At 44.7% G+C, this 25810-nt stretch carries 20 protein-coding genes; 14 read left to right on the plus strand and 6 right to left on the minus strand.

All coding sequences use genetic code 11. The annotated features are described in order from the left end of the window. Positions 1-152: 152 nt before the first annotated feature. Entirely contained in the window at positions 153-827 is a 675-nt protein-coding gene (locus AAHK14_RS08560) for a YcxB family protein (protein WP_065256670.1), read from the minus strand. A gap of 132 nt (positions 828-959) precedes the next feature. Here AAHK14_RS08560 and serS point away from each other — a divergent pair, with 132 nt between their 5' ends. From serS to AAHK14_RS08600, 8 genes are all read left to right on the plus strand, one after another. Continuing rightward, positions 960-2219 (plus strand): serine--tRNA ligase, encoded by a 1260-nt coding sequence (gene serS / locus AAHK14_RS08565; RefSeq protein WP_065256671.1) that lies wholly within the window; start codon positions 960-962, stop codon positions 2217-2219. Positions 2220-2363: 144 nt separating this feature from the next. Then, positions 2364-5699: a helicase-related protein gene (locus AAHK14_RS08570; RefSeq protein WP_194092629.1), complete on the plus strand. Its 3336-nt coding sequence runs from the start codon at positions 2364-2366 to the stop codon at positions 5697-5699. Next, entirely contained in the window at positions 5696-7669 is a 1974-nt protein-coding gene (locus tag AAHK14_RS08575; protein WP_194092628.1) for a DUF1998 domain-containing protein, read from the plus strand. The genes AAHK14_RS08570 and AAHK14_RS08575 overlap by 4 nt, the downstream gene beginning before the upstream one ends. Positions 7670-7684: 15 nt before the next feature. Further along, a complete protein-coding gene (locus AAHK14_RS08580) occupies positions 7685-8968 on the plus strand; it encodes an ATP-binding domain-containing protein (RefSeq protein ID WP_065256674.1) in 1284 nt (427 codons plus the stop codon). A 1-nt stretch (position 8969) separates the two neighbouring features. Continuing rightward, complete coding sequence (locus tag AAHK14_RS08585; protein ID WP_194092627.1) at positions 8970-10508, plus strand: hypothetical protein; 1539 nt, start codon at positions 8970-8972, stop codon at positions 10506-10508. Beyond that, positions 10505-11596, plus strand: coding sequence for a nuclease-related domain-containing protein (locus tag AAHK14_RS08590; RefSeq protein WP_065256676.1), 1092 nt, complete (start codon positions 10505-10507; stop codon positions 11594-11596). Before AAHK14_RS08585 ends, AAHK14_RS08590 begins: the two co-directional genes overlap by 4 nt. A 69-nt stretch (positions 11597-11665) precedes the next feature. Next, complete coding sequence (gene tkt, locus AAHK14_RS08595) at positions 11666-13666, plus strand: transketolase (protein ID WP_065256677.1); 2001 nt, start codon at positions 11666-11668, stop codon at positions 13664-13666. A 120-nt stretch (positions 13667-13786) separates the two neighbouring features. Next, positions 13787-14326, plus strand: a complete 540-nt coding sequence (locus AAHK14_RS08600; protein WP_065256678.1) for a YfbM family protein — start codon at positions 13787-13789, stop codon at positions 14324-14326. Positions 14327-14428: 102 nt separating this feature from the next. Here the strand turns inward: AAHK14_RS08600 and AAHK14_RS08605 are convergent, their stop codons facing one another. The 3 genes from AAHK14_RS08605 to AAHK14_RS08615 all read right to left on the minus strand — a co-directional run bounded on the left by AAHK14_RS08605 (position 14429) and on the right by AAHK14_RS08615 (position 16322). Then, on the minus strand, positions 14429-15214 hold the full coding sequence (locus AAHK14_RS08605) for a DegV family protein (protein ID WP_065256679.1): 786 nt from the start codon (positions 15212-15214) through the stop codon (positions 14429-14431). After that, positions 15180-15308 carry a hypothetical protein gene (locus AAHK14_RS08610; RefSeq protein ID WP_255518650.1) on the minus strand — a complete coding sequence of 43 codons (129 nt, stop codon included), beginning with the start codon at positions 15306-15308 and terminating at the stop codon, positions 15180-15182. Before AAHK14_RS08610 ends, AAHK14_RS08605 begins: the two co-directional genes overlap by 35 nt. 135 nt (positions 15309-15443) lie before the next feature. Next, entirely contained in the window at positions 15444-16322 is an 879-nt protein-coding gene (locus AAHK14_RS08615; protein ID WP_065256680.1) for a DegV family protein, read from the minus strand. 94 nt (positions 16323-16416) lie between these two features. Here AAHK14_RS08615 and AAHK14_RS08620 point away from each other — a divergent pair, with 94 nt between their 5' ends. Then, entirely contained in the window at positions 16417-16611 is a 195-nt protein-coding gene (locus tag AAHK14_RS08620; protein WP_062499252.1) for a hypothetical protein, read from the plus strand. A gap of 13 nt (positions 16612-16624) precedes the next feature. Here the strand turns inward: AAHK14_RS08620 and rsmD are convergent, their stop codons facing one another. After that, a complete protein-coding gene (rsmD, locus tag AAHK14_RS08625; RefSeq protein WP_065256681.1) occupies positions 16625-17215 on the minus strand; it encodes a 16S rRNA (guanine(966)-N(2))-methyltransferase RsmD in 591 nt (196 codons plus the stop codon). Next, positions 17212-19206, minus strand: a complete 1995-nt coding sequence (gene mrdA, locus AAHK14_RS08630; protein WP_065256682.1) for a penicillin-binding protein 2 — start codon at positions 19204-19206, stop codon at positions 17212-17214. The genes rsmD and mrdA overlap by 4 nt, the downstream gene beginning before the upstream one ends. A 251-nt stretch (positions 19207-19457) precedes the next feature. Between mrdA and AAHK14_RS08635 the strand changes: the two genes are divergently transcribed. The 5 genes from AAHK14_RS08635 (at position 19458) to ccmI (ending at position 25675) form a co-directional block, all read left to right on the plus strand. After that, on the plus strand, positions 19458-20768 hold the full coding sequence (locus AAHK14_RS08635) for a hypothetical protein (RefSeq protein ID WP_065256683.1): 1311 nt from the start codon (positions 19458-19460) through the stop codon (positions 20766-20768). Positions 20769-21112: 344 nt separating this feature from the next. Further along, positions 21113-23281, plus strand: a complete 2169-nt coding sequence (locus AAHK14_RS08640; protein WP_083108348.1) for a heme lyase CcmF/NrfE family subunit — start codon at positions 21113-21115, stop codon at positions 23279-23281. Continuing rightward, entirely contained in the window at positions 23278-23859 is a 582-nt protein-coding gene (locus AAHK14_RS08645) for a DsbE family thiol:disulfide interchange protein (RefSeq protein WP_065256684.1), read from the plus strand. The genes AAHK14_RS08640 and AAHK14_RS08645 overlap by 4 nt, the downstream gene beginning before the upstream one ends. Then, complete coding sequence (locus tag AAHK14_RS08650; protein ID WP_065256685.1) at positions 23856-24416, plus strand: cytochrome c-type biogenesis protein; 561 nt, start codon at positions 23856-23858, stop codon at positions 24414-24416. The genes AAHK14_RS08645 and AAHK14_RS08650 overlap by 4 nt, the downstream gene beginning before the upstream one ends. Then, positions 24413-25675, plus strand: a complete 1263-nt coding sequence (gene ccmI, locus AAHK14_RS08655) for a c-type cytochrome biogenesis protein CcmI (protein ID WP_065256686.1) — start codon at positions 24413-24415, stop codon at positions 25673-25675. The genes AAHK14_RS08650 and ccmI overlap by 4 nt, the downstream gene beginning before the upstream one ends. Positions 25676-25810: the final 135 nt, after the last annotated feature.

Raw genomic sequence — 25810 nt, forward strand, 5'->3', positions numbered from 1 at the left:
ATAAATCAGTATTATAAATTGATTTTTGGTAATCAATTTATTTATATAATCATAATACCACAATTTTATGATGAGTAAAATTAGTGATTTTGATGATTATCATAAATTTATTCAATAAATACACAGTAAATTTGTGGATTTATTGAGAATCATTATACTGTTATATTATCCGCTTTCAAGCCCTTTGGTGTAACTTCTTGTAAATGCTTGATGACGGTATTTACGGGGAAATGCTGTTGGCTTAGGCGTTTTGGCAGGATTTGACTGCCCTTTTGCCCATTTAGCTCAAACATGATAAAAACAAAATTGTCCGTCTCGTCCCATTGGCTAACCGCCGACCACGGAATGACCCCTTGCTGCATGGGGGCGTGGCGTAGATTCATGCCACGCATTTGCGGAGCGGGGGCATTTTTGACAGGCACAGCCATGATAAGCCCATGACTTTGTACGCCAAGTTTTAGCTCGCTCATCTCATCGGGCAGACCGCTCTCGGCAACTTGTTTTTCAAATTCTTTTTTCATGTACCATTGTAGCCCAAGCGTCCGCAGGGCAAGGTAGATGCCCACGCCCACAAGCATAATCCAAAAAATAATCGTAGAATAGCCACTGACAAAAACAAGCCCCAAAATGGCAAGCACGACCAACACGCCCAAAATTATCCATTCTTTGGTACGAATGGATTTGAAGCCGACCGATTGAGCGGTTTTTTCAAATAGGGCAAGCTGTGCCGATTTGAATTCAGCGTCCGTCATGTTTAGGGCGACAGGTTGTAGGGTGTAGGGGTAGAGTGCGTCTTGTTTTTTGGCTTTGATCTTGGCTTGGCTCATGGCGGTCAATTCTCGGTAAAAATGCCTATATTACCCAAAACTTGCCAAAAAATAAACCCAAAAAACAAAAACAAGTGAAATTTTGTGGTAAATTTGATATGATGAGCAAAATTTTAGTAAAAAGGTAAACCCATGCTAGACCCCAAATTATTACGCACCGATTTGACCGCTTTAAAAGAAAAACTGGCAACCCGTGGCTATGAACTTGACGTGGCGTTTTGGACGGATGTAGAAACCAAACGCAAAGAGCTACAAGTCCGTACCGAAGAATTGCAAGCTCAAAAAAACGCAGGGGCAAAAAAAATTGGCGAATTAAAACGCAGTGGCGAAAATGCCGATGACCTGCTTGCCCAAATGGAAAAGGTAAGTGATGAGATGAAAACCGCCGAAAACGAGCTAAGGGACTTGCAAGCGGTCATCACAAATGCAAGCCTTGCCATACCGAACCTGCCTGATGACAGCGTGCCTGTGGGGGCGGACGAGAGCGACAACGTGGAAGTACGCACATGGGGTGTGCCACGAACCTTTGATTTTGAGATTAAAGACCATACCGACATTGGCGAAGGCTTGGGGCAGCTTGATTTTGCGTTGGCAAGCAAACTCACGGGAGCAAGATTTAGCACGTTAAAAGGCGGACTTGCACGGCTTAACCGAGCGTTGATTCAGTTTATGCTAGACACGCACATCAGTAAGGGCTACACCGAAATGTATGTGCCTTATATGGTAAATAGTGAGAGCTTAAAGGGAACAGGACAACTGCCTAAATTTGAAGAAGACCTATTTAAGGTGTCGGACAGCTATTATATGATACCGACAAGCGAAGTGCCACTTACCAATACCGTGCGTGATACGATACTTGCCCCGAGCGATTTGCCGATGAAGCTCACCGCTCATACGCCTTGCTTTCGTAGTGAAGCAGGGTCAGCAGGGCGAGACACTCGTGGGCTTATCCGTCAGCACCAATTTGAAAAAGTAGAAATGGTACAAATCGTGCGAGCGGACACGTCCATGCAAGCCCTAGAAGAGATGACTGCCCAAGCCGAGAGTATTTTGCAAGCGTTGGAGCTTCCCTATCGTGTCATCACGCTATGCACGGGTGATATGGGCTTTGGGGCGGTCAAGACTTACGATATTGAAGTGTGGCTACCGTCTCAGGATACGTATCGTGAGATTAGTAGCTGTTCTAATTGTGGCGATTTTCAGGCTCGCCGTATGGGGGCAAGGGTCAAGGACGGCAAAAAAACCGAGCTTGTGCATACCCTAAACGGCTCAGGGCTTGCGGTGGGCAGAACGCTCCTTGCCATCTTAGAAAACCACCAAAACGCAGACGGCACGGTCAATATTCCTAAGGTGTTACAGCCTTATATGGGTGGGATTGAAGTGCTTAAATGATGTTTTAAAAAGCCGTTTAGTCTTAGGATTAAGCGGTTTTTTTTATTGCCAAAATTCGCTCAATGGGGCGGATTATGACATAAATTCTTGTATTTGATGGTTATCTGTTTTAAAATAAAACAGTTGTTAATAAAAGAGATTTTTATGAGTGGTGGTTTGGAGCGTTCCAAAGATTTGATGGCACAACACCGTCGTAGTATGGTGGATTGGGTAAAGGCAGAGTTGTCAGGTGCCAATCTAAAACAGTCGCAGGTGTATTTAGGGTTGCCGTCTGACAGGTATGTCGTGGGCGTGCTTTTTCCGATTGGGGCGGGTTTGGGGATTGACCCTGCTGGCGATGTAATTGATGAGATGGCAACAGATGCCACGTCCGCCCAAGAAGATGAAAAAGAAACTGCCGAATCGGTCAAGCAGGTTCGTTATGTACCACCGTCATCGGTGGGTTTTTCGTTTTTTGTGGCGAGCCGTTCATGGCAAATTCAAGTCATGGCGTCTGCCAAACGTTTTGTTGGAATTGATGGTGAAGCTGATGGTCAAGCTCGTAATAAGGAAGGACAGTATGTTAAGGACAGCTATGAAATAGATTGTTTGGCATTGTCTGATGAAAGTATTGTCATCCGTCATGATGACATCCAAAAAAACCATCCCATTTTTATTAGAAGTAATGATAAAAATCAAGCACAAAGCTTGGCAAGTATTAATGTACGCACCACGCCGCACACTCACGGTACAATCATCACAGTAAGTCTTGTCAATACACAACAGTTGGCAGGCGAATCTGATGATAAAAAAGATAATACTAAGACCAAGGCTGGTCACAAAAAAGAGCAGGCTTTAAAAACACTATTTGATGTGAAATTCTCTTGTGTGGTCGATGAAGGTGTGGTGGGCGATTATCCCAGTGTGGATTATGCCCTGCTTAGTGAAAGCGAGCAGGAAATACAGCTACAATACCGCCACAAAAAGGTCTATGCAGTTGGGCATGGGACGGCGGCTCATTGGATATTAAAAGATGGGCGGGTGCATGAGATTATGTCGGATTTTATGCCCATCCAAGAAGTGCCACAGGTTACCGCTGACATCAATGATGAGTCTATAAAAAACGTGCTTTCTATGGCGTTTTTACAAAATACTCATACCAATACCCAAGCGGTATGCCGAGAGTTAAAGGCATTTGTGGAGCGGTATCGTGAATGGATACAAAGCCAAATCCATGAGCTTGACCGTATGGATACCCAAAACAGACCCGCAGGCGAGCGTTTAGTGGCTGGCATGATAACAGCGTGTGAGCGTATGTATGTAGGGATTGAGCTGATTGAGTCTGATGAGATGGTCGCTGCTGCTTTTGCTTATGCCAATCGTGCCATGTATATGCAGATGACGCACCCAAGCAAAAGCTGGCGTGCCTTTCAGTTGGCGTTTGTTTTGACCGCTTTAAAATCTACCACGCTTGAATACGATGATTTTCGTGATACGGTGGACTTGATTTGGTTCCCCACAGGTGGTGGCAAAACCGAAGCGTATCTTGGACTGACGGCGTATCAGATTTTGTACAGACGACTCAGATATCCAAATTCAGGCGGGGGTACAACGGTACTCATGCGTTATACCTTAAAACTACTTACCGTTCAGCAGTTTTTACGAGCCACTCGCTTGATTTGTGCTTTGGAGCTTATCCGTAAAGACAATCCGATGTTTGGACAAGAGCCGATAAGCATCGGACTTTGGGTAGGGCAGTCATCAAGTCCAAATACCTTAAAAGACACCCAAGAGCGACTACAAAAAGCCAAGCACAAGGATGAGTACAGCTCACTCATCATCACCCAATGCCCGTGGTGTCGCACAGCGTTTAATCATCAAAACTTCCACATGGACAAGAGTTATTTTTATATAGCTTGTCACAACAAAGCATGCGACTATGGCAAAGATGATGCAAAACTGCCATGCCAAATCGTGGATGAGATGCTGTATCGCACGCCACCAACTGTCCTGCTTGCCACGATAGATAAATGTGCGATGTTTGCATGGAATGAGAGCTCATCTGCCTTTTTTGGGCTAGGGTCAAATCGCCCGCCTGAGCTTATCATTCAAGATGAGCTGCATCTGATTGCCAATGCGTTGGGTTCGGTGGCAGGGGTGTATGAGTCTGCCTTACAGACGGTCATCACTGCCAAAGGTGTACGCCCCAAATATGTGGCATCAACCGCCACCATCAAAGAGGCCAAAAACCAAGTGCAAAAACTATTTGCTAAGGACTTGGCGATTTTCCCACCGCAAGGCTTGTCTGCCAGCGATGCATTTTTTGCCAAAGAAGTACCGCTTGATGTGCGAGCAGGTCGGCTGTATGTGGGGTATTTTGCTCCATTGCTCAGTCGCCGAAAAGCATTAACGCCTTTGGCATCTTTATTGATGGTTGCCCCTTTTGTTAAGTTTGGACATAGTGAGCAGGAATACTTTGACTGGATAGACGCTTGGTGGACGCAAGTGGTGTATCATGGCAGTCTAAAAGGTGTGGGCAACAGCCATCAGGCTTTTTTATCAGATGTGAAATCGCACTACCAAGATTATGTCAATGAATTTTTTGGTCGTGATGATGAACCGTCACACAATGATGAACCGTCACACAAAAATGAACTGTTGTTGGATAGAAAAGATAAACTTGAAAAATTAGGCTTTAATGAAAGATTTTTCAATGAAGTGGTGTCAAAGGACATTAAGGGGCGACAAGGTGCTCTCATCAAACAACTCACCAGTAATAACACCGACAGCGACAACACTCGCATCTTTGGGCAGCTTGCCAAAGACAGAAGCGACCCTGAATCAGTGAGTGTGGTGCTTGCCACCAACATGGTTGCCACAGGGCTTGATGTGTCTCGCTTGGCACTCATGATTATCAACGGTCAGCCCATCACGACCGCTGAGTACATTCAGGCAAGTAGCCGTGTGGGGCGTGGTGACATTGCAGGGGTGGTGTTTGCCAATTATTATAGAGACCAAGCTCGCAGTTTGTCGCATTATGAGAACTTCTATCCTTATCATCAGTCCTTTTATCGCCATGTAGAGCCGACCAGTATTACCCCTTACACGCACCAAGCACGTCGCCGAGCGTTGCACGCAGGACTTGTCATTGCGGTGCGACACGGTGTGACAGCCATGCTTGGCAATGACAAAGCTCATGAATTTTATGCCACAGATGAAAAAATCAAAGAAGTTGTTGATATCTACAAAGCGTTTTGTTGTCAGGCTGACCCTGCCCGAGCAGATGCCATTGTTCGCCATATCGATGGCTTATGCCAAGAGTGGCAAGAGTATGCTCAGGTGTTATCTGCCAAGCGTTTTTCGCCAAAACTGTACTACAAAGCCCAAGACAGTACGGGTCGAAGCTTGATATATGCTCACGGACAAGGCGAAAAAGGGCTTTGGGCGACTTTGCAGAGTATGCGTAATGTAGAAGACACAGGGGTGTTGGGGATACTATGAAAAAATTAAAATTTAGCAATGTCAGACTGTCGCACTTGCTACGCCATTGTGCGGTGGGTTCTATTGTGCGTACATCTCAGTTTTGTGTTACGGTCAAGGACACAAGTTTTTGGGCGGATAAAGAGGGTCGCCCATTTGGTAAGGAGATTTTATACGTTGAACAAATTAAAAAATCTTTGGGCATTACACAAAAGCTAAGACGTCCACCTGTGGGCAAGATAGACAACGAAGGTGAGTTTGAGCAGGGTAGTGGGTATTATATCCCTGCTCAGGTATTTCCTAGTTGGTTTGTCTGTACAAAATGCAGACGTTTACACAAAGGCAGTCACAAACAGCTGGATGATTCTGATAAAACCGACAAATCAGATAAAAAAGATAACAAGACCATGTTGGTTTGCAATGAGCCAAACTGCCATGGCGAGCTTGAGCAGGTGCATTTGGTGCAAGTAGATAACCGTGGTTATATGTATGATGTACCTTGGTATCGCATCGCACATCGTGGTAGCAAGGGGTGTGATTGGCGGAATAATAAACTAAAATGGTATGCCAGAACAGACAAAGGTTATCAAGAAAACAAGGTAGCTTGCGATTGTGGGGCATCTCAGGTGTTTAGCCTTGGTGAGTCAAGATATTTTCAAGGCTATCAACAGCCTTGGCTTTATGATGCGTGCTTTAAAGTTGATGGCAGACAGCTAGAAGAAGAGCAAGATACATCAAAGGCACAACCCACTGCTTATATCATGGAAGTCAATGACACTCGGGTACATACACCAATCACCAAAGAGGCATTGGTGATACCGCCAGAATCTCGCATTGCTCGTGGTACGCTTGTTGATAGATTATATTGCCATGAAAAAAAAGATGAGCTTTTACAGAGAGGTGCATACTCTGATGAGCAAAAAGCCCTGAAAAATCGTCTAAAAAGTGAATTTGATTGCGATAATGCATCCTTAGAAGAGGCGATTGAGTTATTGCGTGAGGGTTATCCTAATTTTGATCAGGAGTTTCAAGAAAAACCACTGCATGAATTGGAGTATGAGGCTTTGATGACGCCCACAAATTTTGATGATGATGAAGATTTTGTCACTCATCATGTGAGCGATGAATTTCATCATACTTTGCAAAGTATGAATCAAGATGGTTTTGGTAAGTTTGACAGACTTATTGATAAAGTTGTGGCAGTTAATAAACTCAAAGAAATTTTGGTGTTTAAGGGCTTTACTCGTGGTGGCGAGTTGTTGTCCGATGACACCAAAATAAGTGTGGATAATACAGAGCAAATTAATGGCGGTGAATTGAGCGGCAATCATAAGCAGGACAGGGATGATAGAACCATACCGCCTGATGTGATGGGCATTAGTAATTGGCTACCTGCTTTGGAGTTGTATGGCGAAGGGATTTTTATCAGTTTTAATGAATCTATCATCAAGCGATGGCAACAAGATGAGCAAATCCAAAAACGAGCAGAGATTTTTGCTGAACGATTATCTGGCAGTGCTCATGCTTACACGCTAAGCCAAAAAGATTTGGTGGTAAATGCCAGATTTTTGTTTTTGCACGCATTCTCACACTTATTGATTAAGGAACTTGAAAGTTTAGCGGGTTATCCTGCGGCATCTTTAAAAGAGAAGATTTACAGCAGCAGCGACCCTGACAACCCTATGGCAGGCGTGCTGATTTACACGGCGATTGCGGACGTAGATGGTACACTTGGTGGGCTGGTTGAATTGTCCGAACCCAAGAGTATGATTCAGGTGCTGACCCGTGTATTTGAGCGTGTCCAATGGTGTTCGCTTGACCCTGTGTGTGGCAGTCATGAAGGGCAAGGACCTGCATTATTAAATATGGCAGCATGCCATTCATGTTTGTTGTTACCCGAGACAAGCTGTATGTGTGGCAACGTCTTGTTAGACCGTGTGATGATAAAAGGCGATGAGCATACGCCGTCTATTTTTGATTTTGTGAAATGAAAATAAGGAGATTTTGTGGATAAGTCCAGACGATTTAGCTTGCCCAATATTGAAGATTTGACCAAAACCCAAGAGAGAGTCATGGCACTACCTAGTGAAGGTCGTTATCTTATCGCAGGCGGGCCTGGTACGGGCAAATCTGTGGTGGCACTGTTTCGTGTCAAAAAATTGCAACGTGAAGAAAAAACATATCATTGCTTGGTGTATAATACACTGCTCAATGAATCCAACCAACAGCTTGCCAAGTCCACAGAGCAGTCAGGCGGTCAGGATAAAGTGGTTGAAAAGGTAAATCTTACCACTTATATTGGTTGGTTCAATAACCAAATATATAAAGAGATATTTAATGAAAAAGCCCCTAGGGTAAATATCACGCCAGTTTATATTGACAATGACTGGGAGAGTATTATCTCAAACATTAGGAGTTTTAAAGATAATCCGGATAATGTTTTGCCTGATTATGGCAATCGCTATTTGGTGATTGATGAAGGTCAGGATATGGCAAAAGGATTTTATGAGTCTTTATTATTGATTGGGTTTAAGAATATTTTTGTGGTTGCCGACCAAAATCAGCGTATCGGGAAAAATAACAGCAGTCTAGAAGAAATTTGCCATATTCTTAATTTAGACGAAGAAGATGTGTTTGACTTGACAGAAAATCATCGTAACACTTATGCCATTGCTGTGTTGTGCCAGCAGTTTTATACGGGCGGTAGTGTACGACCTGCCTTGCCATTATCAACCATGAATGAAGAAAGTCCTGTTTTGTATTATTACGACGAGCAAAATTTTGATAGGCTTGTCAATCGAATATTTCTAACCGCTACAAATAAACCAAAAGAATTGATTGGTATTATTGCCCCTAATGACGATATTTGTCAAAAGTATTTTGATAAATTGCAAGAAAAAAACAATCAAGGCTTTGATGTAAATATCGTTTTTAGAAATTCCAAAAACAAAAATGCAGTTAATTTTGGTGAAGGGGGCATTGTGATTATCAATCATCAATCGTGCAAAGGCCTAGAGTTTGATACCGTATTTTTGGCTGATATCAATTATTTGGGGGCAAGACAAGCGGATATTGATGGATTAAAAAAGAAACTGTACGTCATGACATCACGAGCTAAGAAAAAACTCATCTTATTATCAAGCAGTCAAACGAGTTCTACCAATAATACTTGGATAAGTGCGTTGGATTTATTACCAACTCATCAAGATGAGATGGGGAATTTGATTTTAAAAAGAGAAGTAATGCAAACAGCTAATGCTTATACAAAGGAGACAGATTATGCAAACTAATATGACAAAGACAAAAAGACCAGTCACATGGCATATTGCAACCAACCATCTAAACTTGGCATACATGACATCTATTGGCATGGTGCCACCGGTGAGTTTTTTGGGTAATAAATATTACCATGATTGTTTGGCTTGGTTTGGTGATTATATTCCGCTGTTTAAAAAAATCCCGCAAAATGTGCACGAATACAACATTGATGAAGACAAACGCACCTTAAAACCTTGTACTTTAACTTTAAAAAAGAGTTTTATTGATGAGTTAATAAAAAGACAAATCAAAGAATTACCTGCTTTTATCAATGGTGCTTGGCAAATGATTGATATTCATCATGATGAATTAAATGGGGCAGAAGTGATATTAGTACCAGCTCCGATTTCTTTATCAGATGTTGATGGTGTGGTATTTAAAAATATTGACGATGAAAATACCTTTCAAGAGCGTTTGTTAAATAGTGCCAATTCATTGTCATTGCCAATCAAAAAGGCGAATGAAAAGTTGTTTAATCAAAAAAATACACAAGAGAATGTTGAAGTTTACCAAAGCTTGGGATTTCTTTTTGAATTGCCACCGCTTGAACCTTTAAATCAAAATTTGGCAAATGCCATTACTGCCATTCTCAATCATTTGATGATATTGTCTAATACCAATCAAAAAGCAGGGCAATTATTAAATTATATTCATCATGGTAATAGTCATTTTGATTTAAATGATAAAGATGATGTATTGCTCCAAGAGATTGGTAATTGGGTAAGGCATTCGGGTAAATACCAAACCATGTCAAACGTTGGGCAAGTGGTGCTACAATTGATTGAAGCGTTGATTGTTCATAAAAACAGCACTGAATTTGCCAGCAAAAAAGACATTATTTTGCACACTTTGGCTCAAATATCAAGCAATGAGCAAAGTTTGGCGTTTGTTGAAGAGATTAAAGAGTATTTGCGTTTTACCAATGCATCTACCGATGATTTATTAAAAAAATACCCAAAACCATTACAGCGGTCGGTGATATTATTTGTCAGTCGTGATGATGTGTTGGAGCTTTGGCAAAAAACTGGTATTTATACCAGTGAGCTTGGAGAGATTGATATGTTGTTGGCAAGTTTATTGTTTGCTGTGGCGACAGGTTGGCAAGGGTTGTCCAAAGAATTTAAATGCTATGCCGATAAACAAAACCATAGCCAAAAGCTATTTACGCAACTGGCACAGAATATGACGATTGTTTCAGGATTGACAAATGCCCAAGAAATCAAAACACCATTATCGGATATTTGGTTTGGTAATTTTAACACATCAATGCAAAAATTATTGGTACTTATCAATGACCGTGAAAACTTAAATCTAGTAACGTATGAAATTGTATTGCCAGAAGACATTGCATTGTCTGCTAAGGGTGGTAAAGTCATTATTAAGACCGCAGGAAAAAAACCAAAAATCAATGATGTGATTGATGAAAAAGGGTTTTGGGCGTATTTTAGGCAAATGAGCTGGTTTGATTTTGACAAAGACAGAGAATTGCAAAGTATGGCTAAAAAATCATGAAAATGATTCCACCCATGCTATATCATACGGAAAGTAAGGCAGAACAGACGGTCTTTAATCATTTAAAGCAAAGTTTTGTGGATAAAGACCAATATGTTGTCATGCATTCTGTTAAATTGCATCATCATCCCAAAAAACGGTTTGGGGAGATTGATTTTTTGCTTTGCACGAATTATGGCTTATTTGTGCTGGAAATCAAAGGCGGTCGGGTGAGCTGCCAAAATGGCATTTGGTACTACCAAGACAAAACGGGTCATACCAATACAGGTGGTTCACCATTTCATCAGGCGGACACTGCCATGCAAGCATTAAGACAATCTTTGTTGGTAAAATTTGACAAAGCATGGGTGGATAAAATTTGTTTTGGTTATGGCGTGATATTAACAGACAGTCGTTTGCCAAATCATGTGATTGAAACCTTGGAATGTGAAAAACCCATGATTTGTCATGGTGGCGAACATCAATCTTTACAAAAATGGCTTTTGGCATTTTTTAACTACTGGCAAAAACGCAATAAAAAAATCATGCCCATGGTGGATAGGATGAGCGATAAGATGTTGTCTGATATTGTTCAATACATTCGCCCAAATTTTGTATCTTGTGATGATGTTGATGAAGATAAAAAAGAGCAAAATATTAACAATGACTTTTATATTACCACATCAAACATTCAAGAAAAAAATCATGAAATTAAGCAAAATGCCACAGACCAACCAATCATCAATCGCCAGTCATTGCAAAACGCATCAATGGATGAATTTTTAAATCAATGTTTGGTAGATTTCTATGAAAAAAAAGTGGGCGATGATTATATATTGGCAAAAGACATTACCATTATTACAGATGATAAGAAAAAGTGTGATGAAATTAAAAGTACGCTAAAAAATAAAGGCGTGCTCATCAAAGAGTCCGACAGTTATTCTTTTAAACGCAGACGAGCTGATGAGATGACGCTCATGACAATGCAGGATTTGCCCGTGATACACAACAAAATTTTGATAGCAGTCATCAAAAAAGACAATCAAGAAAAACAGCAAACGCTCATTGAGCAAAACGCCACGCATATCGCACAACTGTTTTATTATTAGCCTTTATAAGACTTGTAAAATCATGCTATAATACCGCAAATTTTTACTTGTCAGACTTGGAAAAACACCATGCCAACCCCCTTAAACCAACGCCACAACGCCAACGCCATTCGTATCCTTGCCATGGACGCTGTCCAAAAAGCCAACTCAGGACACCCTGGGGCTCCCATGGGCATGGCGGACATTGCCGAAGTCGTGTGGCGTGAATTTTTAAATCACAACCCCAAAAACGCCAAATGGGCAAACCGAGACCGCTTTGTGCTGTCAAACGGACACGGCTCTATGCTACTGTACGCCTTGCTACATTTGTCGGGTTATGATTTGACCATTGACGACATCAAAAATTTCCGCCAACTCCACGCCAAAACCGCAGGACACCCCGAACACGGCTATGCGGATGGTATTGAGACAACCACAGGACCTTTGGGGCAGGGCATTGCCAATGCGGTGGGTTTTGCCTTAGCGGAGAAAACCTTGGCAGGACAATTTAACAAACCCGACAACGCCATCATCAACCACTATACCTACTGCTTTTTGGGGGACGGTTGTCTTATGGAAGGCGTGTCGCACGAAGCCTGTTCGCTCGCTGGCACGTTAGGACTTGGCAAGCTCATTGCCTATTATGATGACAACGGCATTTCTATTGACGGCATCGTTACAGGCTGGTTCTCAGACGACACCGCCAAACGCTTTGAAAGCTATAATTGGCAGGTACTGCGTGTGGATGGACATGATGCCGATGCCATTCGTGAAGCAACTTTGCAAGCCAAAGCCGAAACCAATAAGCCCACGCTCATCATCTGCAAAACCATCATCGGTCTGGGTAGTCCCAACAAACAAGGCAAAGAAGACAGTCATGGTTCGCCACTTGGTGTCGATGAGATTACGCTAACTCGAAGCGAATTGGGTTGGAATAATGCCAATGCCTTTGAGATTTCCGATGACATTTATCAAGCGTGGAATGCGTGCGATAAAGGCGAGAAGCTAGAAAGCGACTGGAATGCCCAATTTGCCGACTATCAAGCCAAATATCCAAGTGAGGCGAGCGAGCTACAACGCAGACTGTCAGGCGAGTTGCCAAGCGATTTTAATGCCAAAGCGGACGAGTTTATCAAAGCCTGCCAAGCCAAAGGCGACACCATCGCCACTCGTAAGGCAAGCCAAAATACCATTGGTGCGTTTGCCCCATTATTGCCCGAGATTTTGGGTGGTTCGGCAGACTTGGCAGGGTCAAACTTGACCTTGTGGAGCGGTGCTAAGGGCGTACAAGACCACGCTGACGGCAACTATGTGCATTATGGCGTGCGTGAATTTGGCATGACCGCCATCGCCAACGGGGTGGCGTTGCATGGTGGATTTATCCCTTATACTGCCACGTTTTTGATGTTTATGGAGTACGCTCGCAACGCAGTGCGTATGTCAGCACTCATGAAACAGCGTGTCATCAATGTCTACACCCATGATAGCATTGGGCTTGGCGAAGACGGCCCGACTCATCAGCCTGTGGAGCAGATTGCAAGCCTACGCCAAACGCCAAACCATTTCACTTGGAGACCGTGCGACACGGTGGAGACGGCGGTGGCGTGGAAAATCGCCCTACAAACTGCCAACGCCCCAACGTCCCTTATCCTATCTCGCCAAAACCTTGCCCATCAAGACCGTACGGACGAGCAAGTTGCTTTGATTGAAAAAGGGGCGTATGTGCTTGCCAAAGAACAAGGCGACTTGCAAGCCATCATCATCGCCACAGGTTCAGAAGTGGACTTGGCAATGCAGGCTCATAAGGCTTTAAGCGAGCAGGGCGTGGGCGTGCGTGTGGTGTCTATGCCATGTGCTGAGATTTTTGTCAAACAAGACCGTGATTATATTGAAAGTGTATTGCCAAGCGATGTCCGCAGTCGTGTGGCGGTGGAAGCAGGCATTACCGATTATTGGTATAAATTTGTCGGACTTGACGGCAAAGTCATTGGCATGACAACCTTTGGCGAGTCCGCCCCTGCCAAAGATTTGTTTAATCATTTTGGCATTACCACCGATAAAGTCGTGGAAGCGGTGAAATCGTTGATTTGATTTTGATTGTTTGATGTTTTACAATAAAACCAATTGGCATTGTGCTGATTGGTTTTTTAATGCTTAATCCTAAGTCCTAAATCCTAAATCCTAAATCCTAAATCCCAAAAGGAGCAAATCATGGGTATGTACGCCAGTTATTATGCCATTGACGACAGTCAAGCCAAAGAATATAAAGCGTTATTGTCAAATAACAATGACGGCAGCGTGGAAGAATTTTTTGAAAATCTAGAAGAGCGTGATGATAAGATTGATGATGAAGATTTTGCCAATCTTGATAAATTATGGGACGGCTTGCATTTTTTATTGACAGGCTTTAACTCTGATGATGATTATAATGATAAAAAATCGGATGAGCAATTAGCCTTGTATCGTGGCTTTTTTGGTGTGGACACACTAAGTGATGAAGGAGTATATTTGTTAGACGCCGATAAAGTTGCTGATGTGGTCAATGCCCTTAATAAAGTAGATATTAATGAGCTCATAAAACAGGCAGATTTTGCCAAATTTGAAGAAGCTGATATTTATCCGTCTATTTGGGATGATGAAGATGAATGGGATGAAATTGGCGAAGAGCTGGCAGAATACTTTGAAAAATTTAAACAATTTTATCAAAATGCCTTAAAAAATAATCGTTCGGTGTTGATTGTGATTTGTTAGATAAAATTTAGGCAAAATGGTTGTTTTTATTTTTATCTGGATTTAAAAATAGCTTTCGATAAAGTAAATATAAAGGCGTATCGTAACAATACACCTTTATCGTCATTTTAAATACTCAAATATTCTTGGTATTTCACCATAATACACGCCCAGACCCACGCCTGTTGGGCCGTGGTTGGCGAGTGCGACGGTGGATATGGGAATGACGGGAATGTCATGCAGTCCATATTCATTGGCTAAGAGTCTTTTAAATTCATGCGTATGTAGTCCGATGGATGTGTCTACCATGTATATAAAGGCGTTTCTGTTGGTGGTTTGACCCACGACGATGTCCGCCATGTGATGCATGACCCGTTCAAATTTACGCACCTTTTCTTTGACCACGACATAGCCGTCGTCATCAATCCATAAGATGGGTTTGATGTTAAGCAGATTGGCAAAAAAGCCAGCGGGGGCAGAGAGCTTCTTTCTTTGTATCAAAACACTCAGGTCAGATAGACTCATGATGAATGCGTTATTGGCTCGCAGGGCATTTAAGCGGTGGATGATGTCAAGCATGGATTTGCCTTCTTGCATCATTAGGTTTGCTTCAAATGCCAAAGCCCCTTCATTGATGTTGATGGTTTTGCTGTCGTACAGATAGATGTTCATTTTGCCGACATACTTGGGGATGACTTTTGAGAAATTCTCATGGGCTTGGCTCAGTACCGAAGCGGCGGTGCAGACCAGTACTTCTTCATAATCTGACTCATACAACTCATCAAAAATCTCTTCAATCTCTTGGCAAGTGGGCGGTGTGGAATAAACGTCCAAATGGGGGTTTTGGTAGAGCATGCCGCTCAGACGGGCGGTGTCAATGTCTTTGCCATCCAAAAAAATGAGTGCCATTAACCATGATGTGAAGTGGCACCAAACGAATGCCGTGCGGTACTGATAAATGCCCAATGCAGGAAGTGGACGTGCTAAGAACGATGCGTTTCATGGGTATTCCTTTGGTAAGTTGCCATGATTTTACTAAAAATCATTGGTCTTGTAAATAGCATCATTTGATATTTTAAATCAAAGCAAAAACAAAAAAGCGAACCGAAGTCCGCTTGTTAGAGCATGCCTACCCTGACTATTTGAGATATTTGACGATTCTGGGTACTTTACCGTAATACACGCCCAGCCCCACGCCTGTCGGCCCATGGTTGGCAAGGGAGACGGTGGAGACAGGGATGACTGGCACATTGCGAAGTCCGTAGCCATTGACAAACAGTTCTTGGAAACTGTCGGTATAAAAGCCCATGGAAGTATCAACCATATAGATAAAAGCGTCTTTGTTGCCAATGTGGGCGATGGCAGTCTCTGCCATGTAGTTAATACTACGTTCGATTTTGCGGATTTTGTCACGGGGAATGACACGCCCGATATCATCCACCCACATGATGGGCTTGATGCCAAACAGATTGGCGATAAAGCCAGCAGGGGCGGAGAGTTTTTTGTTGCGGACGATAAAGTTTAGGTCAGATAAGGTAAACATGAACAGGCTGTTTTTGCGTAGCTCATCCAAGCGATTGATGATGTCAAGCATGGATTTGCTTTCTTGCATCATCAAGTCCGCTTCAAATGCCAACGCCCCTTCGTCAATATTTAGGGTTTTGGTGTCGTAAACATAGATGTTCATTTTGCCAACAAATTTAGTTTTTAGGGTGTTAAAAATCTCATGGCTTTTACTGATGGCGGATGAGATGGTGCAAACCAGAACTTCTTCGTAGCCTTCGGCATACAGTTCGTCAAATAGGGCATTGATTTCATCAGCGGTTGGTGGGCTGGTTGTGACGGATAGGTTGGGGTTGTCGTAGAGCATTTTGCTCAGACGAGCCGTATCGATGTCTCTGATATCAAGGTGGTCTTTGCCATTGATGATGACGTGAAAAGGCACCAGACGGGCAGCGTGGGGCGTGTTAATGTAGTTTAGGCTAGAAGAAGATGTGCTAAGAACGATGCGTTTCATGAAAACCTTGCTAGATGGCAAAAAGAGTGGGATGGCTGTGCCAAACGCAACAATGTTCTTGTTTTTGTGGGGTGTTAAAATGGTTTGGCGATAAGTGATTATTTTAAATAAATTTACCCAAAAAGTAAACGCTTGGTGGGTGTTTTTTTGGTGGTGGTCTAAAAAGTATGCCAAATTGGGTTTTCTGCTCGCCCTGAACCTGCCTGTGGGTGGGAAAACCATTATGGGCAGGCATGGGTCACCACAAACGGAAAAACCCTTGTTGTGTTTTGAATGGAATTTACCATAAGTTAAACAGCAGGCTAAATGGGCAGGGTAAATAGCCCTGCATGTACTTGACCGATTTTGGTGGATTTAAAGAGATTGGCACAAAAAGGGGTAAGAATGTCATCTAGGGCAGTGTTGCTCTCAATATAGCACAACGTGTCAGCGTGGTAAAGCCCATGCTCGATAATGCCACTGATGATGTCGTGCCAAATATCAAGTGCATAAGGCGGGTCAATAAAGATGACATCAAAGGGCGTGCCAAGCGTGGGTAGGGCGGTTTGGGCGGTGTCGTTGATGACGGACAGCTGACTGCGGGTGAGTTTTAGGCTGTCAGCATTATCTTCGATGGTGTGTGCTTGGGTGGGGCTAGGTTCTATCATGACGACGTGAGATGCCCCCCGTGATAGTGCTTCAAAGCCCAGCACGCCCGAGCCTGCACAGACGTCTAGCACTTTGGCGTCATGAATGTCTGCCATGAGCCAGTTAAAAAGTGTCTCACGCAAACGGTCGGGGGTGGGTCTTAGCCCATCAGCATCCACAAAGCTGATACTACGGCGTTTGAACTGACCGCCGATGATACGAACTTGGTTGGTGGCTTTATGATGGGGCTTGGTTGGCTTTTTCATGGCTGATGAGCTTGTCTGTTTTCTTCGGCTTTTTTGCGTTCTTCTTCGGCTTTTTCGGCTTCTGCCTTGGCGATTTTGGCTTTGATGGCTTCACGCTTGGCGGCACGGATTTTTACCAATTCTTCATCGCTGGGTGGTGTGATGGGGTTGGTCTCACGTTGGAGAATCCAGTAATCAAATAACGCTCGCCCGATGGGAGCCGCCACTTTACCACCGCCACCACCGTTCTCGACGATGACTGCGATGGCGATTTGGGGGTCATCCACGGGGGCAAAACCTGAGAACCACGCATGGTCCCAGTGACGGGAGCTGATGGCGGCTTTGTTATAGCTTTTGCCTTGGGCGATGGATTTGACCTGTGCTGTACCTGTTTTGCCCGCCATGCGATAACGGGTGGTGTAGATGCTCTTTGCTGTACCCCGTTTGACAGTGTCTTCCATGGCGGCGTGCATTCTGTCCCAGTCGGCTTCGGTGCCATTAAAGGGGATGACCCCGTCAGGTTTGTCAATGATGGTTACAGGAGCCTGCCCTTCGGAGCGTTTGAGCAGGTGGGGTGTTAGGTGTTTGCCCTTGATGGCGGTCATGGCGGTGGCATTGGCAACTTGTAGGGGGCTTGCCAAAAATGCCCCTTGTCCGATAGAGACAGAGATGGTCTCGCCCGGTAGCCATTCTTTGCCGTAGGTGTCCATTTTCCATTTGGGTGATGGCATGATACCTCCCTTTTCGTTGGGTAGGTCAATACCTGTTTTTTTGCCAAAACCAAAACTACTCATCCAGTCATGAAGTTTGTCAATGCCCATGCGGTGAGCGTTTTTATAATAATAGGTATCCACGCTCATGATGATGGATTTGCTCATATTGACCGTGCCATGCCCGCCTTTTTTCCAGTCACGAAAACGGTGGCTGTCCCCCGGTAAGCTAAAATAACCAGGGTCAAAAATGGTGTCATTCCAACCCATGATGCCATAATGCAAAAAGCCCATGCTCTCAAAGGGTTTGATGGTAGAAGCAGGCGGGTATAGCCCTTGCAAGGCACGGTTATACAAAGGTTGGTCAATGTCATCTCGAAGCATGCCATACTCTTTGGTGGATATGCCAGAGACAAAGGGGTTGGGGTCATAGCTGGGGTTGGAGACAAAGGCAAGGACGTCGCCATTTTTTGGGTCAAGTGCCACAATCGCCCCACGTCGTCCTGCCAGTTGTTTTTGGGCGGCCATTTGTAGTCCATAATCTAGACTTAGATACAAATCGTTGCCTGCCACAGGGGGTTTGGTGTCCAGCTGTCTTAGAATCTCGCCATGAGCGTTGGCTTCAACGGATTGATAGCCTGGTTTGCCAAGCAGGACTTCTTCGTACTGGGCTTCGATGCCGATTTTGCCAATCAGGTCGGTACCAGCATACAGGGCTTTTTTGTGGTTGTCTTCGGCGATTTTTTTGGCTTCTTTATCGTTGATACGCCCGACATAACCGATGACATGGGCGAACAGCTCGTCATGGGGATAGACACGGGTGAGTTTGGTCTGAATGCTCACCCCCCGAAAAAAGGGCTTTCGCTCGCTAAACTGAGCAATCTGCTCTTCGGTTAAATCCATTTTGATGGTAATGGGGTCGTTTTTAGATTTGTCTATCCTTGCCAAAATGTCCGTAATCTCTTCATCGGTCAGATCAAAGATGGGAGTGAGCAGTTTTAGGGTATAGGCTGGGTCTTCAATCTCATCGGGACTGATGACCGCAGAAAAAACAGGCACGTTATCGGCAAGCAACACACCGTTACGGTCATAAATATAACCCCGTGATGGCGGGTCGGAGATGAGTTTAATGCGGTTGTTCTCAGCGTTGGTTTGGTATTTATCGTACTGATGAACCTGTAAAAATCCATAACGAGCAAACAGTCCAATCATGCCAATAAGCACAAATAACGACGCCACGATCACTCGGCGTACAAAGACGCGAGTGCTGATGTCAGAATCGTTAGGACGTGATGAGGTCATGACTGTTATAAAAGAATAGCAAAAAACCCCTAATTATAACATATTTTCAAAGACTTGTTCAAATTTATGCGATTTATTCAAAAGCAGATTTGGGCAAAGATTTGCGTGATGGTTTTGGCAAAATAGACAAAACTGTGGTAGAATTAGCCGTTTTATTTTTACCCATTGTTTACCATTTATTTTGTTAAATTTTGATTTTGTCAATTAGCCAATAGTCTAGCCCATTGCCAAACCCCAACAAGTGATGATTTATGTTCAATTCCATCTGGCAAGCCCTAGCTGAACACCCCGAATTTATCGCCATGCTCACCATTCCGCCTGTTACGGCTTTTGTAACATGGGCTCATGTATGGATGGCGTTGGAGATGTTATTTCACCCCATTAAGTTTTGGGGTATTCGTGTGCGTGGTATGCCGTGGGGCTTGCAGGGCTTGGGCTGGCAAGGCATTGTTCCTGCCAAAGCAGGCAAAATCTCTGGGGTCATCGTTGACCAGACTTTATCCAAACTTGGCAACATCGATGAGTTTTTGCAGGCGATGGAGCCTGAGGAGATGGCACAGTTCATCACTGAGACGGTGGATAAGAACTTAGAGAGTCTCATTGATGAGATTATGCTTGAACGCTACTACGCTCTGTGGACACACACGCCCTATGCCATTAGACGGCGAATTTATGCTCATGCACACAGCGAGATGCCAGCGGTGATGAAGTCCTTGGTCATTGACCTAACCGCCAATGTTGAGGAGCTGGTGGACATGCGTGCGATGATTGTCAAACGCATGGAGAGCGACCGTAAACTCATGGTGGACATGTTTTTGCGGGTGGGTAAAAAAGAGATTAACTTCATCTGGAAAATCAGTGCCGTGATTGGCTTTGGCTTTGGGATTATTCAGATGGGGATTTTTTATTTTGTGCCACAGCATTGGACGGTGCCGTTTTTTGCGGCGATTTGGGGGGCATTGACCAACTGGATTGCCATTTGGATGGTGTTTAACCCTGTCGAACCCAAAAAAGTCCCCTTTATCCGTCTGTTCCGCTATGATAATGGTCGGGTCAAACCCATGTTGCCCCATTTTCATGTCTATGACTGGCAGGGCGGTTTTATGAAACGCCAAGATGAAGTGTCTAGCGTCTTTGCTGAGATAGTCGTGAATGAGTTGGTTACCCTTGAAAACATCATGAGTGAGATGATGTATGGCAGTCGCTCGGCAAAAACCCGTGAACTCATGAAATCGCACTTATATGAGCTGTTAGAGTCGCCTGTGGTCAAATCCATTTTAAAAGTGGGTATGGATAACAAAGAGCTAAGTGCCTTTAAAGACACCATTATTGACAAATCCATTGATGCGACCATGATACCCATTAGAGACCCCAAACTTAACACATCTCGGGCAAGCAAAATCTTTGGGCTGTTTGAATCTCGTATTCGAGAACTCTCGCCCCATGAATTTCAAAACCTGCTAAGACCTGCCTTTAAAGAAGATGAGATGACATTGGTGATTTTGGGGGCGATAACGGGGCTATTGGCAGGGTGGCTACACTTGATTGCGGTGTTTTTTTAGTGATTTTAATGGTTTGATGATATTTATTTAATTTTAATGTTTATTTAATCAATATTAAAATTATTGTCGTATCCACATTTATCACGGCATTGTATTACATTGCATTAAATGGTGCGTGTTACACACCCTACGATTTATTTTATTTATAAATTAAAACCATTAAATTTATTTTTTAAAAAGTTATCTTATAAATTTTAAATGTTATTAAAATGATGAGTTATTTTAAAATTCATTTTTAAACAAATTTTTATTACTTTTATTTTTTAAAAATTAATAAAATCAGTTTTTAACAGTATTAAAATCAAAACCCAAATAGCCGTCGCTAACTTGATGAGAATGTCTTTATGCTAATCACCGAACTGGGGTATTTTGCCTTACTGCTTGCGTTGGTGCTTGCGATACTACAAACCGTCCTGCCTGCACTGGGTGTGATAAAACATCAGACCGCTTGGCAACGCCTTGCCCCAAGCCTTGCTGTGGCAGGGTTTTTGGCGATGCTGGTGTCCTTTGTGGCACTCATGGCAGGGTTTTTGTACAACGATTTTAGTTTGGTGTATGTGGCAGGGCATTCTAACAGCCTGCTCCCGTGGTACTATAAGCTGTCAGCGACATGGGGCGGACATGAAGGCTCGCTACTGCTGTGGCTGACGATACTGGCGACGTGGTGTATGCTCGTGGCGGTGTGTAGCCGTGGACTACCGCTAGACATGCGAGCCAGAGTGCTGTCGGTGCTTGGTGGGGTGCAGGTGATGATGCTTGCCATGCTGACCTTTACCTCAAACCCCTTTGTGCGGACACTGCCAAATCTGCCTGTGGACGGGGCGGATTTGAACCCGCTCTTACAAGACCCCGGACTTATTTTTCATCCGCCCATGCTGTACATGGGTTATGTGGGGCTTGCCGTGCCGTTTGCCTTTTGTATGGCGAGCCTGTGGGCGGGTCGGCTTGATGCGGTGTGGACACGGTGGTCTCGTCCGTGGACGGTGGCGGCGTGGGCGTTTTTGACCTTAGGGATTGCCATTGGGTCGTGGTGGGCGTATTATGAGTTAGGTTGGGGTGGTTGGTGGTTTTGGGACCCTGTGGAGAATGCGTCTTTGATGCCGTGGCTTGCCAGCACTGCTCTTATGCACTCGCTTGCCGTTACCGAAAAACGTGGCGTGTTCAAGGCGTGGACGATGATGCTCGCCATTTTTGGCTTTGCTCTGTCGCTCTTGGGGACGTTTTTGGTGCGTTCGGGTGTGATTACGTCTGTGCATTCGTTCGCTGCTGACCCGACTCGTGGTATGGCAATTTTGGCGATTTTGGGGGTGGTCATTGGTGGTGGCTTATTGATGTTTGCCCTGCGTGGTTGGCGTTTGACGGTGGAGAGTTTTTATCAGTTAAAATCCCGTGAGACCATACTGGTTATTAATAACATCATTCTACTGGTGGCGACACTGGTGGTGCTACTAGGCACGCTGTATCCGATTATCGCTGATGCCTTTAAACTCGGTCAAGTCTCGGTAGGCCCGCCGTACTTTAATGCGTTGTTTGTGCCATTGTCATGGGTGCTACTTGCCTTTATGGGTGTGGGGGCGACCATGCGGTATAAATATGACAGCCGTCCCATGCTAAAAGTGCTGGCGATGACGGCGGTGTGTAGCTTGCTACTGGGTGTGGTGGGTTGGTATATGATAAACCTACTGGGTGAGAATACGCCCTTTGACCATACCATTTATATCACGGCGAGTCTGTCGGCGTGGGTGCTACTGTTTATCGGGCTTGACATTAAGGATAAGACTCGCCACGCCAAGGGGCTGACCAACGGACTGCGTAAACTTAGCCCAAGCTACTATGGCATGCAAATCGCCCATATTGGTGTGCTGGTTACGGCACTGGGCGTGGCAGGCGTGAGTGCGTTAAGTCTAGAAAAAGATGTGGCGATGACGGTGGGCGACAGCACGCACGTGCAGGGTTATGATTTTTATTTGCAAGATTTTGACCTAGTGCAAGGCTCCAACTATGATGCCACACGGGCGACCATACAAGTCAAAGCGGACGGCAAGCTCATCACCACGCTCTATCCTGAAAAGCGAAACTATGTCGTCTCGATGATGCCGATGACCGAAGTGGGACTGCGAGCGAGCCTGTTTAATGAGCTGTATGTCGCCCTAGGTGAGCCAATCGTCAAGGACGGCAAGGTGGATAATAATACATGGGCGGTGCGTGTACACGTCAAGCCCATGGTGCGTTGGCTGTGGCTTGGCTCTATCATCATGGCGTTGGGTGGGTTTATTGCCATGTTTGATAAACGCTACCGTATAAAGAAAGTCAAGGCAGATTTGGTAAAGAGCAAACTAAGCCCAACGACAACGGTTAATCAAGATAATGGCAAAAATAACGGCAAAGATAATGGTAAAGTTATCAAAGATGACGAAAGAGTTGTCAAAGATGATGAAAACGTTAGCAAAGATAACGCCAAAGACGACCAACCCACAAAAGCCAATGACAATGCAGGGGAGATGACACCATGAACCGCACCCAAAAACGCATGATGATTTTTCTGATTCCGTTTATCATCTTTGCCTTACTCATGGTGATGTTTTTTAACCGTTTGGGTAAGCCGACAGACATCGTGGTTACCACAAGCATGAATAAGCCCTTGCCAGCGTTTAGCTTGCCCTTATTATCCGACCCCAATCGGGTAATGACCAATGACAATTTGCCAAAAACGCCATTTTTAATGAATGTGTGGGGGTCATGGTGTCCGACTTGTAAGGTAGAGCACCCCTTTTTAATGGAGCTACACGCCCAAGGTGTGCCAATGGTGGGCATGAATTACAAAGACGAGCTTGCCGATGCGTTGGGTTATTTGAACCAATACAAAGACCCGTTTTTGTACTCGGTGCAGGATTTGGATGGTAGATATGGGCTAAGTTTGGGACTGACAGGAGCCCCTGAGACGTTCGTGGTGGACGGCAATGGCGTGGTCTATAAGCACATCACAGGCGAGATACACGAAGGCAACTGGACGGCAAGTATCAAGCCATGCATGGACGCCCTAGCCAACCCCCAAGCGAACCAAACCCAAAGAACACAGGCGTGCCAATGATGAAATTTTGTTTAAAACACACCTTATCCATACTGGCAGTGGTCGGAACTTTGATGATAAGTACGGCAAGTTTTGGGGCGATTGAGATTTATGAATTTAAAAGTGCCGAAGACGAAGCCCGTTATAAGGCACTCATCGAAGAGTTACGTTGCCCTAAATGCCAAAACCAAAACTTAGCAGGGTCGGACGCTCCGATTGCGGTGGATTTAAAAAACCAAACCTATCAGATGATACAGGACGGCAGGAGCGATACCGAGATTCGCCAGTTCATGTTTGACAGTTATGGCGATTTTATCAGTTACAAACCGCCTGTGCGTCCGTCCACGTGGATTTTGTGGTTTTTTCCGCCCATTTTGTTGGTGGTGTTTATCTTAGGCTGGATTTATAAAGCCAAAAAAGGGCGGACGGTGGCGGTTGATGAAGTGGCTACCTTATCCAAAGCCGAAGAAGAGCGTGTTGCTCAGATTTTAGCCAAACATCAAAATCCCCAATCAGAGCAAGCCCAACATTCTAATACCTCAAATTCCCACACCCAAACCGATAAGGATACGCCATGACCCCCACGCTGTTCTTGTTTTTTAGTTTAGCCGTACTGCTGTGCGTGGTATTGGCGTTGGTGGTGATTTATCCGTGGCTTAAAGGGCAAAAGGCGGTGGACAATCAGCTCATGGCGGTCAATGTGGCGGTATTTGGCGAGCGGATTGCCGAGCTACAAGCGGACAAAGAAGCAGGGCGGATAGATGAAGCAACCTTTCAAGCGGGCGAGATTGAACTCAAACGCCAACTGCTAGATGCCCAGACCTATGCCGAGACCTATGCCCCTGTGGGTATCAAAAGCCGTGCCATTGTCATGGTGTGGATACCTGTGCTGGCAGGGCTTGCTTATCTGACAACCGCCGACCGCACGTCTGTGTTTAAGCTGTGGCAAGCCCAAGACAGTGTGGGACAAGTGGCGGACGATTTGCTAGCGGGCAAGATAGACACGCCCCCCGAGTGGGCGACCGCCGATAGCACCGCACTCATCAGTGCCATGCAAACCAACGTTCATCATCACGCCCATGACCCGAGCCGCTGGATGCGACTGTCCGAGCTGTTCATGGCATTAGAAGTCACGCCCCAAGCCCTAGAAGCCTTGGCTCGTGCTTATCGCCTTGACCAAAGTAATGATGAGATTGCCATTACTTATGCCCAGACCAGCTTTTTTGCCAATAATGGCGTGCTAGATGCGACCGCTCGTGATGTCCTGCGTGGCATACTCTCAAACACCCCAGACCATGAAGGGGCGATGATGATGATGGCGATGGGCGAGATGCGTGCCAATAACTTTACGATGGCAAAGGCATGGGTTGCCAAACTGCGTGAGAGTATCACCAGTAAGGGCGGTGCGGACAGGCAGTCGGCATTGGCAAGCCTAGATGAGCTGATGGCGACCATTCACGCCCAAGAAGCCAAAGCGATGGCAGGGGTCAATGTCCATGTGAGCGTGGCAAGCAGTCTGCTCCCCCAAATCGATGAAAATGCCGTGCTGTTCGTCTCTATCTCGGACGTGGCAGGCGGTGCCCCTTATGCGGTCAAACGCCTGTCGGTGCGTGAGTTGGTGCAGGGGGTAACGGTGTCGCTTAGTGATTTAGATGCGATGATGCCCGAGCGTACTTTGACGGCAGGGCGTGAAGCAGGGGTTGGTCTTGCGGTCAATGCTCGTATCAGCCACAGTGGTGGGGCGGTCAGCGAATCGGGCGACTTGATGGCGAACCCTGTGATATTACAAAAAGGACAAAATACGGTCAATTTGGAAATCTCACAAATCGTGCCGTAAGTTTAGGGCGTGTTGAACATTGATAACATTTTATTTAAATTCGGTAGAGTTTTAAAGCCTTGATTGATTTTTGCATGAAAAATGGCTAAATCTCGTTTTTCATCGTCAAAATCCTTGTTGATATTTCAATATCAA

Source organism: Moraxella sp. K1664 (assembly GCF_039693965.1).
Classification (GTDB): Bacteria; Pseudomonadota; Gammaproteobacteria; order Pseudomonadales; family Moraxellaceae; genus Moraxella.